A 21,624-nucleotide genomic window follows, 5' to 3' on the forward strand; every position below is an offset into this window, starting at 1 on the left:
CACGACGGCGCGACACCCCACGACGGCGCGACAAGCCACGACGGCGCGACAAGCCACGACGGCGCGACACCCCGCGACGCGAGCGTCACCCGGCAGCCCGAACCCGCTTCCAGACACTTGGCGCAACACTGATCACCAGCGTGAGCCCAACCGCCGCGACGACTCCCTCCCACGGCTCGGGAAACAGCGACCCCCCGAGAATGCCGATCAGCTGATACGTCACGGCCCAGGCGAGGCACGCGGGCAGATTCCCGCGCACGAACCTCCGCAGGGGCCACCGGGCCAGCAGACACGCCAGCATCACCGGCAGCCGCCCCGCCGGCATCAGCCGCGACAGCACCAGCACGGCAACCCCGTGCTCGGCCAGCTTCACCTGCGCCTGCTCCAGCCGGTCCTCGGGCGCCCGGGCCCGAATCGCCTCCAGCCACCGGGAGCCGTTCTTCGACTTCAGCCCCCGCCGCCCGAGCCAGTACAGCGCCACGTCCCCCAGGAACGCGGCGACGGAGGCCGTCACGAACACCAGGGCCAGAGCGAACGGCGCCGTCTGATGGAAGGCCACCACCGCGGCGGAGGACACCAGCGCCCCGGTCGGCACGACGGGGACCAGCGCCCCGGCCAACACCAGCAGGAACAGCGTCGGATAGCCGATGGCCTGCTGCGTCGACTCCGGCGGCACCGACGAGGACGCGGCCGCGAGAAGGCTCACCGCGTGACCTCCGGCCGCACACTCTCCCCGTGCCCCAGCCGGTGCACCGCCGCCTGCGGCGCCCGCGAGGCGGCGAGGCGCACGAACTCCTCGCCGGGCGTATGGAACTCGTGGGGGCGCACGGCGTCCATCCCGATCGGCCAGTACGTCCCGTAGTGCACCGGCACCGCGCTCGCCGCCCCCAGCAGCGCCAGCGCCTCGGCGGCCCGGCCCGCGTCCAGGTGCCCCTCGCCCAGGTAGGGGCCCCAGCCGCCCACCGGCAGCAGGGCCACGTCGACCGGACCGACCTCCTTGGCCATGGTGTCGAACAGGCCGGTGTCCCCGGCGAAGTAGGTGCGTGCCTCGCCCTCGACGACATAGCCGAGCGCGGGGGAGCGGTGCCGCCCCACCGGCAGCCGCCGTCCGTCGTGCGCCGCGGGCACGGCCCGTACGAGGAGGTCGCCCACGCGCGTCTCGTCACCGGGCCCCACCTCCTCGATCCGCAGATGGGAGAGTCGGCGCAGCGACGGCACCGCACGGCGCGCGCCCCGGGGCACGAGCAGGCGCGTGCCCGGCGCGAGCCGCGCGAGCGACGGCACGTGCAGATGGTCGGCGTGCAGATGCGACACCAGCGCCAAGTCCGCGTGCCAGGCGTCCGGCGGCGGCAACGCGCCCCGGCGGCGCCGCAGATGCGCCAGCCTGCGGGCGAACAGGGGGTCGGTGAGGACCCGTACGTCCGAGTCCGCGACCGTGCAGGTGGCGTGCCCCCACCAGGTGATCTCCACCGGCACCCTTCCGCCCCTTTCGCGCGACTCCCCCGAAGCCTACGTGCAGGAGTAGGGTCGGCGGCGAAACCCTGAGGTGAGGGGGACGCCATGGGACAGACGCGGGGTGCCTTCGGCCGGCCGGACGCGGCGGTCGCGCAGGTCACGGCGATCGCCGGCCTGACGCCGCTGGAGGAACTGGAGGCCGACCCCTTCCTGGTGGACTCCCGCGGACAGCACGCCATGTGCGCGCGCTGGGCCGCCGAGCGCGGCTACGTCGTCGCCCGCCAGCTGCTCGTACGCGGGCTGCGGCCCGACCACCGCGCCCTGTGGGACGGGGTGCGCCCCGGTCTCGACCTGTTCGTGGCGCCCAGCCCGCGCGTGCTGCGCTGCGCGCTCGCCTCCCTGGAGGAGTTCACGGCCGAGTGCGCCCGGCGCGGGGTGCGCCTGGAGACGGTGGGCTGCGCCGAACCGGCGTACGACGCCCGGATGAAGGCCGTGGTGCACCGGAGGCTGTCGATGCCCACCGCCGGCTACGACGGCCGCTGAGCCCGGGGGCGCCCGCCCGGACACGTCCGCCGGTGGCCCGCACTTTCGAATGTCACCCGGCGGACCAGCCGGTTCCGCGGCACCGTGTGCCAGGCTGGATGCCGGGCCCGCCGCGGGGACGGGTACGGAACGTGAGGTGTGTGCGGGGTGCTGGGACGGCGTTGGCGACGGGTCGTGAGCCAGATCGGCCGGAGCACCACGGTGTGGGCCGTGTCGACGCTCACCATGCTCGTCCTCGCCGGCATCCTGCCCGACTTCCAGCTCCAGTCCCCGGACGGCGACAGCGCCACCCGGATCGCGGTCACGGCCGCGTGCGGCGCGGGCGCCTTCGGTGTGCTCTCCGCGCTGGTGTGGCCGCTGCTGGTGCGGCTGCTGCTGCTCGTGCCCGCGCTGGTGCTGGGCCTGCTGGTGTTCTTCCTCAACGGCGGGCTGCTGCTGCTCGCGCTGCGCCTGAACCCGGCCGAGCGGGGCGGTGCGGCCTGGGAGACGGCCGTGGTGGTGGCCGCCGTCATGTCCGCGGTCGCCTCCGCGACCGGCGCCGCCCTCGCCGTCCGCGACGACGACGCCTACCGGCGCCGCCTGTACCGGCTGGCCGACCGCCGCCGCCGGGCCCTGCCGGTGCCCGGCCCCGCCAGCCCCGGCACCGTCTTCCTGCAACTGGACGGGGTGGGCCACGACGTGCTCGCCGACGCCGTCGCCAACGGGCTCATGCCGACCGTCGCGCGCTGGCTGCACGGCGCCCCCGGCGCGCCCGCCACCCACCGGCTCACCCCGTGGCGCACCGACTGGTCGAGCCAGACCGGCGCCAGCCAGCTCGGCATCCTGCACGGCAGCAACTTCGACGTGCCGGCCTTCCGCTGGTACGAGAAGGAGAGCCAGGTCGTCATGGTGTGCAACCGGCCCACCAGCGCCGTGGAGCTGCAGCGCCGGGCCGTCGAGCGCACTGGGGACGGCGGGCTGCTCACCGTGGACGGCGCCAGCCGCGGCAACCTGTTCAGCGGCGGCGCCGACGAGCAGGCCCTGGTGCTGTCCATCGCCGCCCGGCGGCGCAGCCGCGAGACCCGGTCCCGGGCCGGGTACTTCGCCTACTTCTCCGACCCGGCCAACGCCGTGCGCACCGCGCTGTCGTTCGTCGCCGAGGTGGGCCGCGAGATCGTCCAGTCCGTCCGGGCCCGGCTGCGCCGGCAGCGCCCCCGGGTGAGCCGCGGCGGCCTGTACCCGTTCATCCGTGCCTTCGCGACCGTCGTCGAGCGGGACGTCGTGGTCGCCGCCGTGACGGGCGACCTGCTCGCCGGGCGCACCGCCGTCTACGCCGATCTCGTGGCCTACGACGAGGTGGCGCACCACTCCGGGCCGCACAGCCGGGACGCCGAGCAGGTCCTCGCCCGGCTCGACCGCTCGCTGGCGCTGATCGAGAACGTCGCCGAGCACGCGCCGCGCCCGTACCGCCTGGTGGTGCTCTCCGACCACGGCCAGAGCCCGGGTGAAACGTTCCGCGCCCGCTACGGTCTCACCCTCGGCGACCTCGTGCGGGCCGGCTGCGGCCTTCCTGTGCCGCGCCGGGCGCAGCGCACCCACAGTGGCGCCGAGGCGCGCGCGGCGGTCCGTGCGGCGCTGCGCCGGCCGGTCGAGGAGGGCGCCGAGGAGTACCGCCCCGCCCGCCGCAGCGAGCCGGTCGTGCTGGCCTCCGGCAACCTCGGCCTGGTGTCCTTCCCGGACGTGCCGCACCGCATGACCAAGGAGGAGATCGACGCCCGCCACCCGGCGCTGCTGCCGACCCTCGCCAACCACCCCGGCATCGGCTTCCTGCTGGTGCGCAGCGAGGAGCACGGCGGGGTGGTGCTCGGGGCGTACGGCGCCGAGATCCCGGTCGCCGAGCTGGTGGACGGACGCGGCCCGCTGGCCGGCTTCGGTTCCGGCGCCGCCGACGCCGTACGGCGCACGCACTCCTTCCCGCACACCGCCGACATCATGGTCAACTCCTTCCACGACCCGGCCGACGGCGAGGTGCTGGCCTTCGAGGAGCAGATCGGCTCCCACGGCGGCCTCGGCGGCGAGCAGGGCCGGGCGTTCCTGCTGTCCCCGCTCGCCCTCACCCCGCCGCCCGGGGAGATCGCCGGTGCCGAGCAGGTCCACCGGGTGCTGCGCCGCTGGCTGCGGGAGTCCGACGGCCCCCAGGTGCTGGACGATTCGCGGCCGGGAACGGGCGACATCGCACCTTTTCCGGTGCCGGACGGGGTCGTACAGGACAAAACCGCGTGATTTGGAGAGCCGCCGGACGGTGCCCGACCATGGGCGCCGTCCCGGCGATCCCGGGCGTCAGTTCGATGAGAGGCGCACCACCCCATGCACGACTCCGGAACCGTCACCGCACCGGCTCCGGCCCCCGAGCAGGCGAACCCCACGGCACCGACCAGCCGGCACGCCCGCCGCTTCGGCCTCCCCGTCGCCACCGCCCTGGTCATGGGCAACATCATCGGCGGCGGGATCTTCCTGCTCCCGGCCTCCGTGGCCCCCTTCGGCACGATCAGCCTGGTCTCCTTCGGTGTGCTCACCGTCGGCGCGATCGCCCTGGCCCTGGTCTTCGGCCGGCTGGCCGAGCGCGACCCGCGCACGGGCGGCCCCTACGTCTACGCCCGTGAGGCGTTCGGCGACTTCGCCGGCTTCCTCGCCGCCTGGTCGTACTGGATCACCACCTGGGTCTCCAACGCCGCCCTCGCCGTCGCCGCGGTCGGCTACCTGGACGTGCTGATCCCGGTGAACGACCACAGATGGACCGCCTGCCTGGCCGCCCTCGCCGTGCAGTGGCTGCCCGCGCTCGCCAACTTCGCCGGCACCCGCTACGTCGGTGCCGTGCAGCTCGTCTCCACCGTGCTGAAGTTCGCGCCGCTGCTGCTCGTCGCGGTCGGCGGGCTGTTCTTCTTCGACGCCGGCAACCTCGGCCCGTTCCGGGCGAGCGGGGACAGCGCGATCGGCGCGGTGTCCGCCTCCGCCGCGATCCTGCTCTTCTCCTACCTGGGCGTGGAATCCGCAGCCGTCAGCGCGGGCGAGGTCCGCGACCCGCGGCGCAACGTCGGCCGCGCCACCGTCATCGGCACCGCGGGCGCCGCCCTCGTCTACCTGCTCGGCACCCTCGCCGTGTTCGGCACGGTCGCCCACGACGAGCTCGTCGACTCCTCGGCCCCCTTCTCCGACGCCGTGAACGCCATGTTCGGCGGCAGCTGGGGCGGCTGGGCCGTCGCCCTGGCCGCGCTGGTGTCGATGACCGGCTGCCTCAACGGCTGGACCCTGCTCAGCGCCCAGACGCCGTACGCCGCCGCCAAGGACGGCCTGTTCCCGGCCGCCTTCGCCCGCAGGAAGCGCGGCGTGCCGACCGTCGGCGTGGCCGTCACGGTCGTCCTGGCCTCCCTGCTGACGGTCTACAACTACACCGCCGGCACCGCCAAGGTCTTCGAGATCCTCGTCCTCGTCACCACCTTCACCGCGACCGTGCCCTACCTGCTGGCGACCGCCGCGCAGATCTTCCACCTCGTCAGGGGCGAGCAGGTGGACAAGGCCCGCCTGCTGCGCGACGCCCTGGTCGCCGCCGTCGCGTTCGGCTTCTCGATGTGGCTGGTCGCGGGCGCCGGGTACGCGGCCGTCTACCAGGGCGTGCTGTTCCTGTTCGCGGGCGTCCTCGTGTACGCGTGGCTGGCTGCCAGGAGGCAGCGCACCGCCTGAAATTCGGCTGCGGGCAGGGGGCCGTACGCACACACTGTGAGTGCCTACGCCCCCTGTCGCCCCGAGGAGCCCCTGCGTTGCAGGCCGCCGTGACCGTCACTCCCGCCCGTGTCCCCGACCTGCTGCTGGGCCTCGCCGCCGTCCGGCCGGTGTTCCTGTGGGGCGCGCCCGGCATCGGCAAGTCCTCCCTGGTCAGGGAGTTCGCCGAGTCCCTCGGGCTGGAGTGCGTGAGCCTGCTCGGTACCCAGCTCGCCCCCGAGGACCTGATCGGGGTCCCCCAGATCCGCGACGGCCGGTCGGTGTTCTGCCCGCCCGAGGCGATCGCCCGGAACGAGCCGTACTGCCTGTTCCTGGACGAGCTGAACGCGGCCACGCCGGACGTGCAGAAGGCGTTCTACTCGCTGATCCTGGACCGCCGCATAGGGAACTACGAGCTGCCCGCGGGCTCGATCGTCATCGGCGCGGGCAACCGCTCCACCGACAACGCCCTCGCCCGCCCGATCGCGTCCGCGCTGGTCAACCGGCTCACCCACGTCCATCTGGAGGCCTCGCCGAAGGACTGGCTGGTGTGGGCGGCGAAGAACGGCATCCACCCCTGGATCCTGGACCACCTGACCGACCGGCCCGACCACCTGTGGGCCAAGCCGCCCAAGACCGAGGAGCCGTTCTCCACCCCGCGCTCCTGGCACATGCTCTCCGACGCGCTGCACTCCTTCGGCGCGGACCTCGACGAGGAGACCCTGAAGGTCCTCGCGCACGGCACGCTCACCCCCCGGCACGCCACCGCCTTCTGCGGCTACGTCAAGATCGTGCGCAGCCGCTTCGGTATCGAGGCGGTCCTCAGGGGCGACGCCCGCTGGCCCAGCCGCGTCGAGGACCGCGACCTGCTCTACTACCTGGCCGAGTCGTTCCGCGGCCGGCTGCTCAAGGAGCTGCCCGTCTCCAAGGAGCACCTGTCGGCGAACGGCCGGCAGACCGCCTACCGCGCCAAGTCCCTGCTGGTGCAGCTCGCGGAGATCTCCGTCGAGGTCGCCCAGAGCGTGATCGCGTCCGACGCCGACGGCAACCCCGTGCTGCCCTCCTGGTTCCTGGTCGAGGCGGCCCGCGACATGCCCCGGCTGGTCGAGGCCCGGCGATGAGCCCCGCCAGACCCAAGGCCAAGGCCGCCGCCGAGCGCGACCCCGCGGCCGAGGCGTGCGCCGAGGGCCTGCGCACGGTGCGGGCCGACCCCGCGCTCGCCGCGCTGGAGGCCAGGACCTGCCGTGACCCCGAGTGCCGGGCCGCGCCCCGGCAGGGCCTCGCCCGCGTCGACTCCAACGGCACCGTCCATCTGCACCCCACCGCCCGTGCCGAGCCCGCCGACTGGGCCTGGGCGATCGCCCACGCGCTGATCCACCTCGGCTTCGGGCACGTCCCCGCAGCCGACGGCGCGCGCGTCCAGCCCGACCGGTTCGAGCGGGCCGCGCGCTGCGCGGTCGTCGACCGGTTCCTGCTGACCTTCAAGGTCGGCCGCCCGCCCGAGGACCTGCCCGCCGCCTACCCGGACGGCGACGAGGAGCGCCTGACCGCCCTGTGGCGCCGCGACGGCATCCCGGCCGCGTACCGGCGCGAGGAGTCCGACCAGCTGCTGGTCGACTGGGGCTCCTGGAACGGCCAGGTGCCCGACTGGCAGCTCGCCTTCGCGCACGCCCTCACCCGCACCCTGTCCACCGCGATGGACCTGGCAGGCGGCCGCCGCGACGCCATGACCGGCGGCCCCACCGAGCGGCGGCCCTGGGAGCGGGCGCTGAGCTGGTTCGTGTCGTCGTACCCGCTGCTCGGAGGGATCGCCTCCGGCATCAGGCTGGTCGCCGACGCCGAGTTCGCCCGTGCGCACGGCATCGCGATCGCCGCGGTCGACGCGCTGTCCGGGGAGATCTACATCAACCCGCTGTGCCGCTACGACGACGAACAGTGGCGGTTCGTCCTCGCCCACGAGATGCTGCACGCCGCCCTGCGCCACCAGGACCGCTGTGGCACCCGCGACCCGCAGTTGTTCAACGTCGCCTGCGACTACGTGATCAACGCCTGGCTGCGCGAGATGCGGATCGGCACCATGCCCGAAGGGCTGCTCCACGACCCGGAGCCGGCCGGGCTGTCCGCCGAGGAGGTCTACGACCGCATCGCCGGCGACCTGCGCCGGAGCCGGCGCCTGGCCACCCTGCGCGGCAAGGGCGTCGGCGACATCCTGAGCGGCCCGCTCGGCGCGCCCGGAGACCATGCCGACCTCGACGAGTTCTACCGCCGGGGCCTGGCCCACGGCCTCGACCTGCACCAGCGCCAGGAGCGCGGCCTCCTGCCCGGCGGGCTGATCGAGGAGATCCGCGCGCTCAGCCATCCGCCGCTGCCCTGGGACGCGCAACTGGCCCGCTGGTTCGACGAGTTCGTGCCCCGCCCCGAGCCGCTCAGGTCGTACGCCCGGCCCGCCCGGCGCCAGGCCTCCACCCCCGGCATCCCGCGTGCGGGACGGTACTTCCCGCCCGAGGAGGTGCCCCGCTGCACCTTCGGCGTCGTCCTGGACACCTCGGGATCGATGAACCACACCCTGCTCGGCAAGGCGCTGGGCGCCATCGCCTCCTACGCCGAGGCCCGGGACGTGCCCGCGGCCCGCGTGGTGTTCTGCGACGCGGCCCCGCACGACGCGGGCTATCTGCCGGTCACGGAGATCGCCGAGCGGGTGCGGGTGCACGGCCGTGGCGGTACGGTCCTGCAGCCGGGGATCGATCTGCTGCACCGCGCGGACGACTTCCCGCCCGACGCGCCGGTGCTGATCATCACGGACGGCTGGTGCGACGTCCTCAGGGTGCGGCGCGAGCACGCCTATCTGATTCCCCAGGGCGCCCGGCTGCCGTTCACCGCGTGTGGGCCGGTGTTCCGCGTGCGGTGACCCGGAATGTGATCGGATGGAGCCGCAAGTCCTTGTGAAGGCACGGCGAAAGGAAGAAACATGGCTACCACGCGTTCCGCACACACCATCTGGGAAGGCGACCTCCTCAAGGGCAACGGTGTCGTCACCTTCGACTCCTCCGGCGCCATCGGCCAGCAGCCGGTGACCTGGGCCTCGCGCGCCGAGGAGGCCAACGGCAGGACGAGCCCGGAGGAGCTGATCGCCGCCGCCCACTCCAGCTGCTTCTCCATGGCCTTCTCGAACATGCTGGCCAAGAACGACACGCCGCCCACCAAGCTCGTCACCTCCGCCGATGTCACCTTCCAGCCGGGCGAGGGCATCACGGGCATCCACCTCACGGTGGAGGGCACGGTTCCCGGACTCGACGAGGAGAAGTTCCTCTCCGTCGCCGAGGAGGCCAAGGTCGGCTGCCCCGTCAGCCAGGCCCTGAAGGCCGTACCGATCACCCTCACGGCGAAGCTGGCCTGACCGGGCGGGCAGGACAGGCGGTGCGGCCCGCCCCGGCGGCGGGCCGCGCCCCTGTGCGCCGAGCGCCCCATTGACAAGCATCCGCTCAGGTTTTGTGCTGGAGGTGCAGGCGACCGGGGAGACCCTCGTGGAAGGGGACGGCGATGGCACGTGCGGTCGGTATCGATCTGGGGACCACGAACTCGGTGGTGGCCGTGCTGGAGGGCGGTGAGCCCACCGTCGTCGCCAACGCGGAGGGCGCCCGTACGACACCGTCGGTGGTGGCGTTCGCCAAGAACGGCGAGGTCCTCGTCGGCGAGGTCGCCAAGCGGCAGGCGGTCACCAACGTCGAGCGCACCGCCCGCTCGGTGAAGCGGCACATGGGCGACGGCTCGTGGCGCTTCCCGGAGCAGGGCTCCGTGGACGGCACCCGCTACCGGGCGCAGGAGCTGTCCGCGCGGGTGCTGCAGAAGCTGAAGCGGGACGCGGAGGCCTACCTCGGCGAGGACGTCACCGACGCGGTGATCACCGTGCCCGCCTACTTCGACGACACCCAGCGCCAGGCCACCAAGGAGGCCGGGGAGATCGCCGGCCTGAGGGTGCTGCGGATCATCAACGAGCCGACCGCAGCCGCCCTCGCCTACGGCCTGGACCGCGGCGAGGAGCAGACCGTGCTGGTCTTCGACCTCGGCGGCGGCACCTTCGACGTGTCCCTGCTGGAGATCGGCGACGGCGTCATCGAGGTCAGGGCCACCAACGGCGACACCCGCCTCGGCGGCGACGACTGGGACCAGCGGATCGTCGAGCACCTGGTCAAACGCTTCCAGGGGCAGTACGGCATCGACCTCTCCAAGGACAAGATGGCCGTGCAGCGCCTCAGGGAGGCCGCCGAGCGGGCCAAGATCGAGCTGTCCAGCTCCTCGGAGACGAACATCAACCTGCCCTACGTCACCGCCTCCGCCGAGGGCCCGCTGCACCTGGAGGAGAAGCTCACCCGCGCCCAGTTCCAGGAGCTCACCGCCGATCTGCTGGACCGCTGCAGGACGCCCTTCCACCAGGCGGTCAAGGACGCCGGCATCAAGCTCTCCGCGATCGACCACGTCATCCTGGTCGGCGGCTCCACCCGGATGCCCGCCGTCACCGACCTGGTGCGCGAGCTGACCGGCAAGGACCCGCACAAGGGCGTCAACCCCGACGAGGTCGTGGCCGTCGGCGCCGCCCTGCAGGCCGGGGTGATCCGCGGCGACGTCAAGGACGTGCTGCTGCTCGACGTGACCCCGCTGTCCCTCGGCATCGAGACCAAGGGCGGCATCATGACCAAGCTGATCGAGCGCAACACCACGATCCCCACCCGGCGTTCGGAGATCTTCACCACCGCCGAGGACAACCAGCCCTCCGTCGGCATCCAGGTCTACCAGGGCGAGCGCGAGATCGCCGCGTACAACAAGAAGCTCGGCACCTTCGACCTCACCGGACTGCCGCCCGCGCCGCGGGGCGTGCCGCAGATCGAGGTCGCGTTCGACATCGACGCCAACGGGATCATGCACGTCTCCGCCAAGGACCTCGGCACCGGGCGCGAGCAGAAGATGACCGTCACCGGCGGCTCGGCGCTGCCGAAGGACGACATCGACCGCATGATGCGCGAGGCCGAGCAGTACGCCGAGGAGGACCGCACCCGCCGCGAGAACGCCGAGGCCCGCAACCAGGCCGAGCAACTCGTCTACCAGACCGAGAAGTTCCTCCACGACAACCCCGAGCGGGTACCGCAGGCCACCCGCTCCGAGGTCGAGTCCGCCGTCGCCGACCTCAAGGCGCTGCTGGAGCAGAACGCCGACACCGGACCCCTGCGCGCGGGCGTCGAGAAACTCGCCGGCATCAGCCAGAAGATGGGACAGGCGATGTACGCGCAGACCCGGACGCCCAACGAGACGCCCACGGCACCGGAGGAGGAGGGCGTGGTCGACGCCGAGATCGTCGACGACGACCGCGAACGCAAGGGCGGAGCCGCCTGACCCGGCGGAGACGCCCGGGAGGAGCCGCCCGACCGGCGGCCCCACCCGCTCCCGCCCCCGGACCGGGCGCCCCCGGCGGGTCAGGGCTTGCGGGCCACCCCCGCGTACACCGGGACGATCCCCTCCGCCTGCGCGGCCACGTCCTCCGCCTCCGGGCGCCAGCCGTGGACCGGGATCACGCCCGGGCCGAGCAGCTCCAGACCCTCGAAGAACCGCGTGAACTCGGCCAGCGTGCGCGGGTGGAAGGACGTGCCGCTGCGCCGGAAGTTCTCCGCGGCCTGCTCGATGGCGGCCGGGTTCAGATCGGGTGTGACCTGCGACAGGATCAGGTAGCTGCCCGGCGCGAGCGCGTCGACGTACCGCTCCACGAGCCCGTACGCCTCGTCGTCGAGGTAGTGCGTCAGCGCCACCAGCGACAGCGCGACCGGCTCGGCGAAGTCCAGCGACTCCTCGGCGCGGGCCAGCAGGGCGCCGGCGTCCCGGACGTCGGCGTGCACGTAGTCGGTGCTTCCCTCGGGCGTGCCGCCGAGCAGGGCCTCCGCGTGGCGCAGCACGATCGGGTCGTTGTCCGCGTACACCACCTTCGACTCCGGGGCGACCCGCTGGGCGATCTGGTGCAGGTTCGGCTCGGTCGGTATCCCGGTGCCGATGTCGAGGAACTGGCGGATGCCGGCCTCGGCGACCGTACGGACGGCCCGGTGCATGAAACGCCGGTTGGCACGGGCGCCACGCACCACCGTGCCGTCCACGGCGAGGATGCGCCGGGCGAGCTCCTCGTCCACCGGGTAGTTGTCCTTGCCGCCCAGCCACCAGTCGTACACCCGGGCCGGGTGCGGCCGGCTGGTGTCGATACGGGGGGCTGCGGCGTCGGGTCCGGTCATGCGGAATGCGCTCCTCGAAAGAAGTGGGTCATGGCTAGGGGGGCGTCCCCCTAGTAGCGCTCGCGGTACTCCTGGAGGATCTTCTTGGTGCGCCGGCCGGACGCGGCATGGGCCGTGACATGGTCCAGCACCTCCAGATGCGCGGAGACCTCCTGGCGCGAGTCGAGATAGAGGGCGCCGGTCAGGTACTCGGTGAACACCATGTCCGGCAACTCGGGCTCGGCGAAGCGGAACAGCGAGAAGGGCGCGTACGTCCCCGGGTGCGGGCCGCTCGCGAACTCGGCGACCTGGAGCGTGACCCGGTCCCGCTCGGCGGCCTCGAGCAGCCGGTCCAGCTGGTCGCGCATCACCTCGGGGCGCCCGCACACGGGCCGCCGCAGCACCGTCTCGTCGATGATCACCCAGAGATGGGGCGGGTCGGCGCGCTCCAGCAGCCGCTGCCGCTCCATCCGCAGGGCGACGTGCCGCTCGACCGCCTCCGGCCCCTGCTGCCCTATCGTCCCGGCCGCCATGACGGCACGGGCGTACGCCTCGGTCTGCAGCAGGCCGGGCACGAAGTGCGGCTCGTAGGAGCGGATCAGCCGGGCGGCGCCCTCCAGGCTGACGTACAGGCTGAACCACTCGGGCAGCACGTCGTGGTACCGCTGCCACCAGCCCGGCTGGTTGGCCTCCTCGGCGAGCGAGACGAACGTCTCCGCCTCCTCCTGCGGCACCCCGTAGGTCTCCAGCAGCACCTGCACATACGGGATCTTCAGCGAGACCTCGGCCGTCTCCATCCGCCGCACGGTCGCCGGGGCGACGCGCAGCACCTTGGCGGCCTCCTCCCGCTTGAGGCCCGCCGCCTCCCGCAGTTCCTGCAGCCGCCTGCCGAGCACCACCTGCCCGACGGTGGGCGCAGGCCGCCGCTCACTCACCACGCCTCCTCAGCACGCCTGCACTGTAAAGGGGAGCGGGCCCTTTTGAATATGCCGCTCCGCCGCGCGGTGTGAGCGGGACGGCTCAGGCGCATCACCTCGGCCGGCTTCGGATGATCTCGGGTGAGCTCCGACCACCCATGATTACCTCTGAGGTAATCGACCCCGGCGGACGCGTCCCGGCATGGTTGTCCCACCGACAACACGACCTGCCCGGAGGGTGATTCCCATGTCCGCCACCGCACTCAGCGCCCTCGCCCGCACCTCGGAGCCCAACACCGCCCTGCGTAGGTTCCTGGCTCTCGACACGGCGGTGACCGGCGTCAACGGCCTCGCCTACCTCGCCGCGTCCGGCCCCCTGGCCGACCTCCTCGGCGTCGGCAGGCCCCTGCTGCTCGAACTGGGCGCGTTCCTCACGGCGTACGCGATCGCGGTGGGCCTGCTGGCCTCCCGCACCCGGCCGGCCGCGCTGCCGGTGAAGGCCGTGATCGAGGCCAACCTCGCCTGGTCGGCGGTGAGTTTCGTCGCGCTCGGCCTCTGGCTGGACCCCAGCACCGCCGGCACGGTGTGGACGGTGCTGCAGGCCCTCACGGTCATCGGCTTCGCCCTGCTCCAGCACACCGCCCTGAGGTCCCGTCAGGGCATGAGCGAGTGAAGGTACTTGACCGTCGCCGGGTCGGCCGGGAGCAGCGTCTCGATGGCCAGCTCGGCGACGGTCACGTCCATGGGGGTGTTGAAGGTGGAGATGGACGAGATGAAGGACAGCACCCGCCCCTCGTGCTCCACCTGGAGCGGCAGCGCGAAGTACGGCACCGGCTCCTCGGGCTCCGCGCCCGGTGCCTCGTCGGGCACCGGATACGCCGCGACCTCCTCGTACAGCTCCCGCAGCGGCTGGGAGCGGTGCAGCGCGATCTGCCGCTCCATCTGCGCCAGCAGATGCCCGCGCCACTCGCGCAGATTGCGGATGCGCGGCGCGAGGCCCTTCGGGTGCAGGGTCAGCCGCATCGCGTTCAGCGGCGGCGCCAGCAGCTCCTCGGGCATGCCGTCCAACAGCATCAGGATGCCCCGGTTGGCGGCCACCACGTCGTACGTCGCGTCGACCACCAGCGCCGGGTAGGGCTCGTAGCCCTGGATCAGCCGCTCCATGCCCTCGCGCAGCGAGCGCAGTGCCGGGTCGTCCAGCGGGGTCTCCGGGTAGCGCGGGGCGTAACCGGCCGCCAGCAGCAGGGCGTTGCGCTCGCGCACCGGCACCTCCAGGTGCTCGGCCAGCCGCAGCAGCAGCTCCTCGCTCGGCCGGGAGCGGCCGGTCTCGACGAAGCTGATGTGCCGGGCGGAGGAGTCGGCGCGCAGCGCCAGCTCCAGCTGGCTGACCCGCCGCTGCTCCCGCCAGGCCCGCAGCAGCGGACCGACACCCGAGTCGGCGGAGGCGGCGGCAGCGGCGGGAACGGTGGCCCGGGCGGACCTCACTGTGGTCATGTGGACGACCGTAGTCGAGCGAGGCACGCTGGTCAGGTACACGATCCCCGGATTCCCAGGAAGGGAGCCACGCGTGGCCGTCGAACCCCTGTCGCTGAAGGAGATCGAGGACCGGCTGGCCGAGCTGCCCGGCTGGGCGGTCGAGGACGACCGGCTCACCCGCACCTACCGGCTCGGTTCCCACTTCGCCGCGGCCGCGCTGGTCGTGCACATCGCGCAGGTGCAGGAGGAGCTGAACCACCACTCCGACCTCACCCTCGGCTACAACACCGTGCGCCTGGCGGTGAACACCCACAGCGCGGGCGGCGCCGTCACCGACATGGACTTCAGCCTTGCGCGAAAGGTGGAAGACCTGGCACCCGGGCATGGGGCAAGCTGACCCGGATGATCGATCAGTGACGGCCGGGGGGCGCGCATGCTCGACTACGACAAGGAAGCCGACGCCTACGACGCCCTGCGCGGCGGTGAGCCCCGGGCGGCGGCCGCCGCCGACGCGGTCCTCGGGCTGCTGCCCCCGGACCGCACCGACCTGCTGGACCTCGCCTGCGGCACCGGCATCGTCACCCGCCGCCTCGCCGCGGCCCGCCCCGGCACCCGGGTGACGGGCGTGGACCTGGCGGCCGGGATGGCCCGGACGGCCGCCGCCCGGCTGCCCGGCCGGGTCGTCGTCGCCGACAGCCGCCGGCTGCCGTTCCCGGACGCCTCCTTCGACGCCGTCGTCAGCGTCTGGCTGCTGCACCTGCTGGACGACACCGACGTGCGCGGTGTCGTCGCCGAGTGCGCGCGGGTGCTGCGGCCCGGCGGGGTCTACGTCACCACCGTCGACAAGGCCGCCGCGCACAACGTGGGCAGCGACATCGACGCCGTCCTCGCCTCCCGGCCGCCCAGCCCCGCCCACGACGCCGCCGGCACCGTCGCCGCGCTCGCCGCGGCACACGGACTGACACCCGCCGGACGGGCCCGCTTCCCGGGGCGGGGCCAGGGCCGCAGCCCCCGGCGCACCATCGCCGACCTGCGGCGCGGCTGGTTCGTCACCCTCCCGCCGGGTGAGCCGCGCACCGAGGAGTTCGCGGCGCGTCTCGCCGGGCTCCCCGACCAGGACCGGCCCCGCCCGGACCCGGAGTTCAGCCTGCGGGCGTTCCGCAAGCCGCGCGGGTGAACTCCATCGACCAGTTCGTCAGCCAGCTCTCGCCGTCGTCCAGGGAGAACGCCTGCTCCCAGCGGGCCGTGGCCGCGCCGATCCCCGACCACACGAAGCGCACCCGCACCTCCTTGCCGTCGTAGGCGTCGTCGCCGTGGAAGACGCCCCGGCCGTCCTCGAAGTGCCCGAGCACCGGCGGGAACAGCCGCCCGGTCCGGCTGGACGCCCAGTTCAGCGACCACTGCCGCGTCCGCGGGTCGAACAGCCGCAGGGTCAGTCCGCGGCAGCCGAGGTGGGGCATGTCGATCTCGTCGACGTTGGCCGCGCCGTCGAAGAGGCTCCAGCAGCGGGTGGTGGCCGGGAACTCCTCCCATGCGCCGGCGGGGTCCAGGAAGTCGGTGCGCCGGCGGTTGCGGACGTCCCAGTCGCCGTGCAGGAAGTCGAAGTCGTGCGGGCTGCTCATGCGGGGTCTCCCGTGGTTCCCTCGGGCATGCTGTCGGCCAGGTACGCGGCCAGGTCGGGGGTGCCGGGCGCGAGCAGATGCCGGACCCAGGCGTCCCGCTCGTGCCGGATCGGCGGCAGCTCCCAGACGCAGCCGATCCAGGGCCGCCCGGTCGGCACGAAGTGGGTGGGATCGCGGTCCGGGCAGCCGAGCACCGGCTGTCCGGCGGCGGCGCCCCGGAAGTGCAGCACGTTGTCCCACACCCAGCTGTAGACGTTCAGATAGGCGCCGCTGTCGCCGCCCCGGTGCAGCACCACGAAGGTCGCGGGCGGGGTGCCGTCCGGCTCCGGCAGCAGCTTCGGCAGGATCGCGTACGCCGCCTCCCGCACCTCGGGCGCGATGCCCGCGGGGTCGGCGGTGACGTGGTAGCGCTTGACGTGCCGCCCGGCCACCTCGATCGGCGGTGGCACGGTGAGCAGTTTTTCCGTGAAAGCCATGGCAGGACGCTAGGACGGCTTCACTGACACCATGTGTCAGTCGTGTTGGTGGACTTGTTGCAGGTCGACGGGCTGGCCTGCGGGGCCGTGGATTGCAAGTTCGCTTGAGTTGGCCCTAGTTCGCTTGAGTTAGCCTGAGTTCACAAGATCATTACCCCATCCGTTCCCCATGGGAAATGAGTCGGCCCCCGACGGTGAACGTCGGGGGCCGTTGGACCAGGGTGGGGCTGTCACCCCGGGGAGGGGACCTGTGCCCCACCCTGGCCACTCTTTCTAACGCGTGTACGGGGCATCCGTCACGCCCAAATCGGTCACTCGTTCGAGTGAGTTTGACTTCGGTTCAAGCTGGCCAGTGATGTGACCGTCCGCCTGCCGACGAGGGGGTACTCACGACAGACGGACGGCCAGTCCGACGCGGTGCAGGCTCAGTGCACCGCGCCGGGCACGTGGTGGGGGGTGGGGCAGCTTGATCCCATCATGGGACGACCATCCTGGGAAGCGGTTGCGGCAGGCATATGCGCGCGCGACCGTCACACGGGGTGTGGATTCGTGACTCTCTGTTGAGTTCTGGCCGATGGTACCTGCATATATCTACGCGGGTACCCCAGAGTTAGCGATTTACCACTGATGGTAAAGACTTCTTCCCAAGATCATTCCAACGTGGTCGGGTGCCACTCGACCCCATGCCCGCCTGGGTAACCACCCGACGCCGGCAGATCGGGGAACGCATCCGCATGGCACGCCGCCAACTCGGCCTCTCCCAAATGCAGCTCGGCGAGCTCGTCGGCCGCGACCACAAAACCGTCCACCGGTGGGAGACCGCGGCAACACCACCCAACCTCGACGACTTGCTGCTCGTCGCCGACGCCCTCGGGATGCCGCTGGCGGATCTCCTGCGGTGAACGGCCCCGACCAGCTACAGCCGGGGCCGCCCGGTCTACGGCTTGGGCGGGACGATGAAACCCCGCGCCTGCCGACCCTCACCATCGGATTCCGGCTGCTGCGCGCGCTTCCACGCCGCGACCAGTTCCGCGTACCGCGGGTCGATCCACTCGGACATGCGGCCTCCCTTCGTCCCGCCAGCGTAGGGGCTGTCAGCCCTTGGGCTTGGGCAAGGTGACGATCGGACCGGAGTCGTCGGAGTGCTGGCACTTCGCGGCCACGGCGACGAGCGTCTCGTCCGACGGTGCCACCCAGAGTTCCTCGTCGACGTCCCAGCCCAGGCCCTCGATCGCCTCACGCGTGCGGTCCAGGACCGTGGGGTCGTAGTTGCCGGGGTCGTAGCCCGGGTAGTGGTGCACGAACTGGCCGCCCACCTCGCGGCAGAGGTCGGCGTAGAGGGCGGTGTGGAGGATCAGGGCGTGCCAGCCCTCGTCCACGATCCGCGACGGCACCAAACCGGCACCCGGGTGCTTGGCGCACGCGGTCACGAACTTGATGCCCTCGTCGACGATCCGGCCCGCGAGCTCCTCACCCATGCCGGGGTTGGCGTCCATCACCGTGCCCCGCACGCTGGCGAACTGCTGGTCCGTCAGCAGCATGCGCGGCAGGACAGGCACCGGGCCGGGCGTCGGGTCGCGGTCGGGGCCAGGGTTCGGCGGTAAGGTCACGATGGTCTCCTCTGCTGAGTGTGGTTGGGGATGGCCCGCCCGGCCGGGTTCTGTGGAGGATCACCGGCTCGGGCGGGAGTCTTGGTCGGCCGCGTGCGGCAGCCTGCCGGGCAGGCGTACACCTCGACATCGAGGACGTGGGCGCCGATCTGGCCGCGGGCGATGCCTGCGCTGACGCCTCCGGTGCGGGCGAGTGAGGTGCCGCACCAGACGCAGGCCCAGCCGTTGTACTGCGGGCCGGTCAGGCTGGTTGCGGGCGGCAGGGGGCTGCTCATGTGTCGGTCTCGATCTGCGCCCACAGGCCCGACTCGTCTGTGGTGGTGCCGGTGCGTTGGGCGAGTGCGGCGATGATGGTCCAGCCGGGGCCGTGGCTGTGGCGTAGGGATAAGCGGCGGTCGCCGGTGGCGGTGATGCGGAGCCGCTGGCCTGCGGTAGAGAGGGTCAGCTCGATGACGTCTGCGCCGGAGCTGAGGACGGCGGCGAACAGTTCGTGGGCGATCTGCACGGCGTCTTCGGGGGTGGTGCGTTTCGCTGTCCAGGCCCGAACTTCGGCAGCCTCGCTGGCGTGGCCCTTGAACGCACGCTGCCATGTTCTGCCTGTTTCGGACATGAATGTCCCCCACGACCAGTAGCTATCTGAGTACAGGATCTGCTTTTCTGTACTCAGAATGTCCGCGAGGTTGGCGCAGGTCAAGGGGGACGGGACAGTATGTGTACACAGATTGACGCGATCACCAACCGTGGGAGCACCGCCGTGGCACAGCCCGAGTACCTGCGCATCGCCGCCGACCTGCGGCGCCGCATCACCGCGGGCGAGTGGGCGCCCGGCGACCAGATCCCCACCCTCCCCGAACTCTGCGACGCCTACGGCGTGTCACAGACCACCATCCGCAACGCCATCGCACTCCTCCGCGGCGAAGGCCTCGTCGAGTCCAACGCCCGCGCCGGCACCCGCGTCAGGCCCCGCCCGCCGATCCACCGCATGGCCGCCGACCGCTACCGGTCCACGCCCGGCGCCAAGTCGACGCCATACACGCGGGATCAGGGCATCGGCTGGTCGGAGTACCGGCTCGACAAGCGGTTCGAGCGCGTCCAGGCGGACGCCGAGTTGGCCGCGCTGTTCGAGTGCGCGCCCGGCGAGCAGCTCCTCGCGCGGCACTTCATCTTCTACGACAACGACCAGCCCACCCAGATGTCGACGAGCTACGTGCGCTGGTCCGACGTGGCCGGCACCCCCGTCGCCGACCCGATCAACGAGCCCTGGCCCGGCGGAACTCGCGCGCAGCTGGCGACGCTCGGCATCCGGGTCACGCAGATCACGGAGTCGTTCACGGCGGCGATGCCCACCGAGGTGGAGGCGGCAACGCTGCGGATAGGCGCGGGCGTTCCGGTCCTGCGGTACACGCGGCGGCACATCGCGGACACAGGCCGGGTGGTGGAGGTAGCGCATCCCATCGTGCGGCGGGGAGATACCACGATCGTGGACTTCAGGATCGACCTGGAGGACTGAGGGCTCTAGCCTTGGATCATGTCCCCCGATCCTGCGCCCGGTGCTGTCGTGCGCTCTGCTGCTGAGGTGAATGCGGAGATCCGCGCGCTGTGGTCGCATCCGGCTGTGCCGTTGACGACGCTGCAGCGGGAGGAGTACGCGCGGCTGCTGGCCGAGTTGCGGCGGGTGGAACGCGGGGACATGAGCACGGCGGCGTGATCTTCAACAACCGCCCCCTCTTCTCCAACAAGCACTCACCAGACCTACTTGTAGCTCTACTTGTAGGTCTTCGGCTTCAAGTAGCTACAAGCAGAGGGCCCCGCCCGCCGTAGCGGACGAGGCCTCTCGTGCGACCAGTCAGGTCAGGATGTGCCACCCGTACCAGAGGGAGAACGCGGCCCACGAGACGCCGAACGCCACGGCGCCCGCCCGCGTGTGGACCCGGAACCACCTGCGCGTCGACTCGCTGAGCGTGTCCCCCTGGCGGGCGTTGCGCAGCGCATACGTCTCGAAAGCCGCACCCGCCAGGATCAGCCCCGCCCACACCACATCCGCGCTGGTCACCGGCCCGCCGCCTGCCACAGCGCCATCCCCAGCCCGGCCACACCACACACCGCAGCGATCGACGGCAGAGGCCAGCGACCGCGCTTCAACGCCTCAACCTCCGCCTTCAGCTCCGCGATGTCCTTGTCTGTCTGATCACCGCGCTGGACCAGGAGAGCGAGCTGCCCATCCACCCGAGTGAACCCGGTCTCGCAGGTTCCCCTCAGCCGCTCCAGCTCCAGCGCCACAGACACCTCCGGAGTCGTCACTCGCGTACCGCCTCAGTCCCGCCCCCGTCCGTCCGCAGCCACGCCGGGAGCAGCCCCTGCACCGCGGGGAGGGCCATCACCCGGGCGAAGCCGCCCGCCACCGCCAGGGCGCCCGCCACCCACGGCAGGGACTCCGGCACCCCCGACGCGGCGACGATGCCGGGCAGGGCCACGGCCACGCCGACGCCGGTCTGCAGCACTGTGCGGGCCGTGCGCTTCGACGAATCCTTCATGATCAGTCTCCTGTCTGTGAGGGGGGTCAGCTCGCGAGTCGCGAGGCGAGCTTGTCCGCGACCTTCGTCGCGATCAGATCCGCCAGCAGCGGATGCGCAGCCACAGCCGCCGCCAACGCACCCACCTGCGCATCCGTCAACGACGGCGCCTTCAGCCCGATCACCCGGCCCTCCGTGCGCCGCGCGAGGATCTCGATGTTCCCGATCGCCGTCGCCAGCGCGATGTACGGGTTCTCGTCCGCCGTCGCCGGGTTCGGGTTCTTCAGGACGTTGTCCGTGTTCAGCACCGCCACCGGCACCAGCCGCCTGATCGCGGCCTCGATCCACGCCTTGTCCTCAGCGCTCAGCGCCATGTCGTCCTCCTCGGACGGAGTCGTGCTGCCCTTGGCCAGGGCAATCAGCTTGGGGAAGTCGATGGCGCCCGGGTCGCCGTGGTCGTTCTCCGGGACGTGCATGTGACCGCACACCCCGGAGAACCCGGTCCACTGCGCGCCCGACATCCGCTGCCCGCCGGCCGACCCGTAAGAGCTGGGGTACGCCGGCCACCGGGACGGCCCGACGAGGGGGACGCCGTGCTCGGCGTTCATCCACCGCAGGAACGCGGCCACGTCGCGGAGCGCCCAGTCCGGGGCTTCCGGCCAGTAGATGTGCGCTACGCCTGCGGCCTGCCAGCGCTGGTGGGTGGTCGGGTCGCAGGTGCCGACCAGCTCCACCTGGCAGACGTTCAGGGTGTTCGTCTCCACCCCGCCCGACAGGTTGCGGAGGGCGCGGGAGGAGACGTCGATGTCGAAGTGCTGGAACCAGACCAGCCGCTTCGCCGCGAAGTCCGGGCGCGCGGTCAGGTTCGGTGCGGACCCGCCGCCCCCGTAGGACGGCAACGACGTGCCCTCGGTCGTATGGAGGACAACGACGTTCACCTCCATCGGCGAGCCTGGGAAGTCGTCCTGGTACCAAGCCGCCGTCGAGGCGCCCGGGTAGCGCTGTGGTCCGGTGCGTGCCATGCCA

General features: G+C 72.2%; 28 protein-coding genes. 13 read left to right on the top strand and 15 right to left on the bottom strand.

What is annotated here, in order from left to right:
* Positions 1 to 85: 85 nt before the first annotated feature.
* Together ACIGXJ_RS29280 and ACIGXJ_RS29285 are read right to left on the bottom strand one after the other, a co-directional pair.
* The gene (locus ACIGXJ_RS29280; RefSeq protein ID WP_399651458.1) at positions 86 to 706 is read right to left on the bottom strand and encodes a DedA family protein; all 621 of its coding nucleotides are present in this window, start codon (positions 704 to 706) and stop codon (positions 86 to 88) included.
* Positions 703 to 1,476, bottom strand: coding sequence for an MBL fold metallo-hydrolase (locus ACIGXJ_RS29285; RefSeq protein WP_399651461.1), 774 nt, complete (start codon positions 1,474 to 1,476; stop codon positions 703 to 705). The genes ACIGXJ_RS29280 and ACIGXJ_RS29285 overlap by 4 nt, the downstream gene beginning before the upstream one ends.
* Before the next feature lie 84 nt (positions 1,477 to 1,560).
* Between ACIGXJ_RS29285 and ACIGXJ_RS29290 the strand changes: the two genes are divergently transcribed.
* From ACIGXJ_RS29290 to dnaK, 7 genes are all read left to right on the top strand, one after another.
* A complete protein-coding gene (locus ACIGXJ_RS29290) occupies positions 1,561 to 1,998 on the top strand; it encodes a hypothetical protein (RefSeq protein ID WP_399651464.1) in 438 nt (145 codons plus the stop codon).
* A gap of 147 nt (positions 1,999 to 2,145) precedes the next feature.
* Positions 2,146 to 4,260 (top strand): phage holin family protein, encoded by a 2,115-nt coding sequence (locus tag ACIGXJ_RS29295; protein WP_399651467.1) that lies wholly within the window; start codon positions 2,146 to 2,148, stop codon positions 4,258 to 4,260.
* Between the two features lie 84 nt (positions 4,261 to 4,344).
* Positions 4,345 to 5,718: an amino acid permease gene (locus tag ACIGXJ_RS29300; protein ID WP_399651470.1), complete on the top strand. Its 1,374-nt coding sequence runs from the start codon at positions 4,345 to 4,347 to the stop codon at positions 5,716 to 5,718.
* 77 nt (positions 5,719 to 5,795) lie between these two features.
* The gene (locus ACIGXJ_RS29305) at positions 5,796 to 6,857 is read left to right on the top strand and encodes an ATP-binding protein (protein ID WP_399651474.1); all 1,062 of its coding nucleotides are present in this window, start codon (positions 5,796 to 5,798) and stop codon (positions 6,855 to 6,857) included.
* Positions 6,854 to 8,644 carry a hypothetical protein gene (locus ACIGXJ_RS29310; protein WP_399651477.1) on the top strand — a complete coding sequence of 597 codons (1,791 nt, stop codon included), beginning with the start codon at positions 6,854 to 6,856 and terminating at the stop codon, positions 8,642 to 8,644. The genes ACIGXJ_RS29305 and ACIGXJ_RS29310 overlap by 4 nt, the downstream gene beginning before the upstream one ends.
* 60 nt (positions 8,645 to 8,704) lie before the next feature.
* Positions 8,705 to 9,133 (top strand): OsmC family protein, encoded by a 429-nt coding sequence (locus tag ACIGXJ_RS29315; RefSeq protein ID WP_399651480.1) that lies wholly within the window; start codon positions 8,705 to 8,707, stop codon positions 9,131 to 9,133.
* A 143-nt stretch (positions 9,134 to 9,276) separates the two neighbouring features.
* Positions 9,277 to 11,124, top strand: coding sequence for a molecular chaperone DnaK (gene dnaK, locus ACIGXJ_RS29320; protein ID WP_399651483.1), 1,848 nt, complete (start codon positions 9,277 to 9,279; stop codon positions 11,122 to 11,124).
* Positions 11,125 to 11,204: 80 nt separating this feature from the next.
* On the opposite strand, the gene ACIGXJ_RS29325 is transcribed toward dnaK, so the two are convergent.
* Both ACIGXJ_RS29325 and ACIGXJ_RS29330 read right to left on the bottom strand, forming a co-directional pair.
* Complete coding sequence (locus ACIGXJ_RS29325) at positions 11,205 to 12,005, bottom strand: SAM-dependent methyltransferase (protein ID WP_399651486.1); 801 nt, start codon at positions 12,003 to 12,005, stop codon at positions 11,205 to 11,207.
* Positions 12,006 to 12,055: 50 nt separating this feature from the next.
* Positions 12,056 to 12,919 (bottom strand): helix-turn-helix domain-containing protein, encoded by an 864-nt coding sequence (locus tag ACIGXJ_RS29330; protein WP_399651489.1) that lies wholly within the window; start codon positions 12,917 to 12,919, stop codon positions 12,056 to 12,058.
* A gap of 229 nt (positions 12,920 to 13,148) precedes the next feature.
* On the opposite strand from ACIGXJ_RS29330, the gene ACIGXJ_RS29335 reads away from it, so the two are divergent.
* Positions 13,149 to 13,574 carry a hypothetical protein gene (locus tag ACIGXJ_RS29335; protein WP_399651492.1) on the top strand — a complete coding sequence of 142 codons (426 nt, stop codon included), beginning with the start codon at positions 13,149 to 13,151 and terminating at the stop codon, positions 13,572 to 13,574.
* Here the strand turns inward: ACIGXJ_RS29335 and ACIGXJ_RS29340 are convergent.
* Positions 13,556 to 14,395 (bottom strand): helix-turn-helix domain-containing protein, encoded by an 840-nt coding sequence (locus ACIGXJ_RS29340; RefSeq protein ID WP_399651495.1) that lies wholly within the window; start codon positions 14,393 to 14,395, stop codon positions 13,556 to 13,558. The two genes, ACIGXJ_RS29335 and ACIGXJ_RS29340, sit on opposite strands and share 19 nt — an antisense overlap.
* Before the next feature lie 73 nt (positions 14,396 to 14,468).
* On the opposite strand from ACIGXJ_RS29340, the gene ACIGXJ_RS29345 reads away from it, so the two are divergent.
* Together ACIGXJ_RS29345 and ACIGXJ_RS29350 are read left to right on the top strand one after the other, a co-directional pair.
* Positions 14,469 to 14,774: a 4a-hydroxytetrahydrobiopterin dehydratase gene (locus tag ACIGXJ_RS29345; protein WP_399651498.1), complete on the top strand. Its 306-nt coding sequence runs from the start codon at positions 14,469 to 14,471 to the stop codon at positions 14,772 to 14,774.
* A 36-nt stretch (positions 14,775 to 14,810) separates the two neighbouring features.
* Positions 14,811 to 15,554, top strand: coding sequence for a class I SAM-dependent methyltransferase (locus ACIGXJ_RS29350; RefSeq protein ID WP_399651501.1), 744 nt, complete (start codon positions 14,811 to 14,813; stop codon positions 15,552 to 15,554).
* On the opposite strand, the gene ACIGXJ_RS29355 is transcribed toward ACIGXJ_RS29350, so the two are convergent.
* Complete coding sequence (locus ACIGXJ_RS29355) at positions 15,520 to 15,999, bottom strand: hypothetical protein (protein ID WP_399651504.1); 480 nt, start codon at positions 15,997 to 15,999, stop codon at positions 15,520 to 15,522. The genes ACIGXJ_RS29350 and ACIGXJ_RS29355 overlap by 35 nt on opposite strands.
* Complete coding sequence (locus ACIGXJ_RS29360) at positions 15,996 to 16,475, bottom strand: hypothetical protein (protein ID WP_399651507.1); 480 nt, start codon at positions 16,473 to 16,475, stop codon at positions 15,996 to 15,998. Before ACIGXJ_RS29360 ends, ACIGXJ_RS29355 begins: the two co-directional genes overlap by 4 nt.
* 683 nt (positions 16,476 to 17,158) lie before the next feature.
* On the opposite strand from ACIGXJ_RS29360, the gene ACIGXJ_RS29365 reads away from it, so the two are divergent.
* The gene (locus ACIGXJ_RS29365) at positions 17,159 to 17,377 is read left to right on the top strand and encodes a helix-turn-helix domain-containing protein (protein WP_399651510.1); all 219 of its coding nucleotides are present in this window, start codon (positions 17,159 to 17,161) and stop codon (positions 17,375 to 17,377) included.
* A gap of 35 nt (positions 17,378 to 17,412) precedes the next feature.
* On the opposite strand, the gene ACIGXJ_RS29370 is transcribed toward ACIGXJ_RS29365, so the two are convergent.
* Genes ACIGXJ_RS29370 through ACIGXJ_RS29385 form a run of 4 tightly spaced genes read right to left on the bottom strand, consistent with a single transcriptional unit; the run spans position 17,413 to position 18,779 of the window.
* Positions 17,413 to 17,535, bottom strand: a complete 123-nt coding sequence (locus tag ACIGXJ_RS29370; protein ID WP_399651513.1) for a hypothetical protein — start codon at positions 17,533 to 17,535, stop codon at positions 17,413 to 17,415.
* Positions 17,536 to 17,569: 34 nt separating this feature from the next.
* On the bottom strand, positions 17,570 to 18,085 hold the full coding sequence (locus tag ACIGXJ_RS29375; RefSeq protein ID WP_399651516.1) for a glycine-rich domain-containing protein: 516 nt from the start codon (positions 18,083 to 18,085) through the stop codon (positions 17,570 to 17,572).
* On the bottom strand, positions 18,082 to 18,360 hold the full coding sequence (locus ACIGXJ_RS29380) for a hypothetical protein (protein ID WP_399651519.1): 279 nt from the start codon (positions 18,358 to 18,360) through the stop codon (positions 18,082 to 18,084). The genes ACIGXJ_RS29375 and ACIGXJ_RS29380 overlap by 4 nt, the downstream gene beginning before the upstream one ends.
* Entirely contained in the window at positions 18,357 to 18,779 is a 423-nt protein-coding gene (locus ACIGXJ_RS29385; RefSeq protein WP_399651522.1) for a hypothetical protein, read from the bottom strand. The genes ACIGXJ_RS29380 and ACIGXJ_RS29385 overlap by 4 nt, the downstream gene beginning before the upstream one ends.
* Positions 18,780 to 18,794: 15 nt before the next feature.
* On the opposite strand from ACIGXJ_RS29385, the gene ACIGXJ_RS29390 reads away from it, so the two are divergent.
* Positions 18,795 to 19,595: a GntR family transcriptional regulator gene (locus ACIGXJ_RS29390; RefSeq protein WP_399651525.1), complete on the top strand. Its 801-nt coding sequence runs from the start codon at positions 18,795 to 18,797 to the stop codon at positions 19,593 to 19,595.
* Between the two features lie 18 nt (positions 19,596 to 19,613).
* Entirely contained in the window at positions 19,614 to 19,793 is a 180-nt protein-coding gene (locus ACIGXJ_RS29395) for a hypothetical protein (RefSeq protein ID WP_399651528.1), read from the top strand.
* Between the two features lie 138 nt (positions 19,794 to 19,931).
* Here the strand turns inward: ACIGXJ_RS29395 and ACIGXJ_RS29400 are convergent, their stop codons facing one another.
* Genes ACIGXJ_RS29400 through ACIGXJ_RS29415 form a run of 4 tightly spaced genes read right to left on the bottom strand, consistent with a single transcriptional unit; the run spans position 19,932 to position 21,620 of the window.
* Positions 19,932 to 20,138, bottom strand: a complete 207-nt coding sequence (locus tag ACIGXJ_RS29400; protein ID WP_399651531.1) for a hypothetical protein — start codon at positions 20,136 to 20,138, stop codon at positions 19,932 to 19,934.
* Positions 20,135 to 20,371 (bottom strand): hypothetical protein, encoded by a 237-nt coding sequence (locus ACIGXJ_RS29405; protein WP_399651977.1) that lies wholly within the window; start codon positions 20,369 to 20,371, stop codon positions 20,135 to 20,137. Before ACIGXJ_RS29405 ends, ACIGXJ_RS29400 begins: the two co-directional genes overlap by 4 nt.
* 11 nt (positions 20,372 to 20,382) lie before the next feature.
* Positions 20,383 to 20,619, bottom strand: a complete 237-nt coding sequence (locus ACIGXJ_RS29410; RefSeq protein ID WP_399651534.1) for a hypothetical protein — start codon at positions 20,617 to 20,619, stop codon at positions 20,383 to 20,385.
* Positions 20,620 to 20,645: 26 nt separating this feature from the next.
* The gene (locus tag ACIGXJ_RS29415; RefSeq protein ID WP_399651537.1) at positions 20,646 to 21,620 is read right to left on the bottom strand and encodes a hypothetical protein; all 975 of its coding nucleotides are present in this window, start codon (positions 21,618 to 21,620) and stop codon (positions 20,646 to 20,648) included.
* Between the last annotated feature and the right edge of the window lie 4 nt (positions 21,621 to 21,624).

It is taken from the genome of Streptomyces sp. NPDC053367, assembly GCF_044545925.1.
In the GTDB taxonomy this organism is placed as follows: domain Bacteria; phylum Actinomycetota; class Actinomycetes; order Streptomycetales; family Streptomycetaceae; genus Streptomyces.

Bases quoted from the DNA above. Each gene is read 5' to 3' on its own strand.
- ACIGXJ_RS29290 (WP_399651464.1), top strand. From the start codon at position 1,561: ATGGGACAGACGCGGGGTGCCTTCGGCCGGCCGGACGCGGCGGTCGCG.
- ACIGXJ_RS29300 (WP_399651470.1), top strand. From the start codon at position 4,345: ATGCACGACTCCGGAACCGTCACCGCACCGGCTCCGGCCCCCGAGCAG.
- ACIGXJ_RS29310 (WP_399651477.1), top strand. From the start codon at position 6,854: ATGAGCCCCGCCAGACCCAAGGCCAAGGCCGCCGCCGAGCGCGACCCC.
- ACIGXJ_RS29315 (WP_399651480.1), top strand. From the start codon at position 8,705: ATGGCTACCACGCGTTCCGCACACACCATCTGGGAAGGCGACCTCCTC.
- dnaK (WP_399651483.1), top strand. From the start codon at position 9,277: ATGGCACGTGCGGTCGGTATCGATCTGGGGACCACGAACTCGGTGGTG.
- ACIGXJ_RS29325 (WP_399651486.1), bottom strand. From the start codon at position 12,005: ATGACCGGACCCGACGCCGCAGCCCCCCGTATCGACACCAGCCGGCCG.
- ACIGXJ_RS29335 (WP_399651492.1), top strand. From the start codon at position 13,149: ATGTCCGCCACCGCACTCAGCGCCCTCGCCCGCACCTCGGAGCCCAAC.
- ACIGXJ_RS29340 (WP_399651495.1), bottom strand. From the start codon at position 14,395: ATGACCACAGTGAGGTCCGCCCGGGCCACCGTTCCCGCCGCTGCCGCC.
- ACIGXJ_RS29350 (WP_399651501.1), top strand. From the start codon at position 14,811: ATGCTCGACTACGACAAGGAAGCCGACGCCTACGACGCCCTGCGCGGC.
- ACIGXJ_RS29355 (WP_399651504.1), bottom strand. From the start codon at position 15,999: ATGAGCAGCCCGCACGACTTCGACTTCCTGCACGGCGACTGGGACGTC.
- ACIGXJ_RS29360 (WP_399651507.1), bottom strand. From the start codon at position 16,475: ATGGCTTTCACGGAAAAACTGCTCACCGTGCCACCGCCGATCGAGGTG.
- ACIGXJ_RS29365 (WP_399651510.1), top strand. From the start codon at position 17,159: ATGCCCGCCTGGGTAACCACCCGACGCCGGCAGATCGGGGAACGCATC.
- ACIGXJ_RS29370 (WP_399651513.1), bottom strand. From the start codon at position 17,535: ATGTCCGAGTGGATCGACCCGCGGTACGCGGAACTGGTCGCGGCGTGG.
- ACIGXJ_RS29380 (WP_399651519.1), bottom strand. From the start codon at position 18,360: ATGAGCAGCCCCCTGCCGCCCGCAACCAGCCTGACCGGCCCGCAGTAC.
- ACIGXJ_RS29390 (WP_399651525.1), top strand. From the start codon at position 18,795: ATGTGTACACAGATTGACGCGATCACCAACCGTGGGAGCACCGCCGTG.
- ACIGXJ_RS29395 (WP_399651528.1), top strand. From the start codon at position 19,614: ATGTCCCCCGATCCTGCGCCCGGTGCTGTCGTGCGCTCTGCTGCTGAG.
- ACIGXJ_RS29410 (WP_399651534.1), bottom strand. From the start codon at position 20,619: ATGAAGGATTCGTCGAAGCGCACGGCCCGCACAGTGCTGCAGACCGGC.
- ACIGXJ_RS29415 (WP_399651537.1), bottom strand. From the start codon at position 21,620: ATGGCACGCACCGGACCACAGCGCTACCCGGGCGCCTCGACGGCGGCT.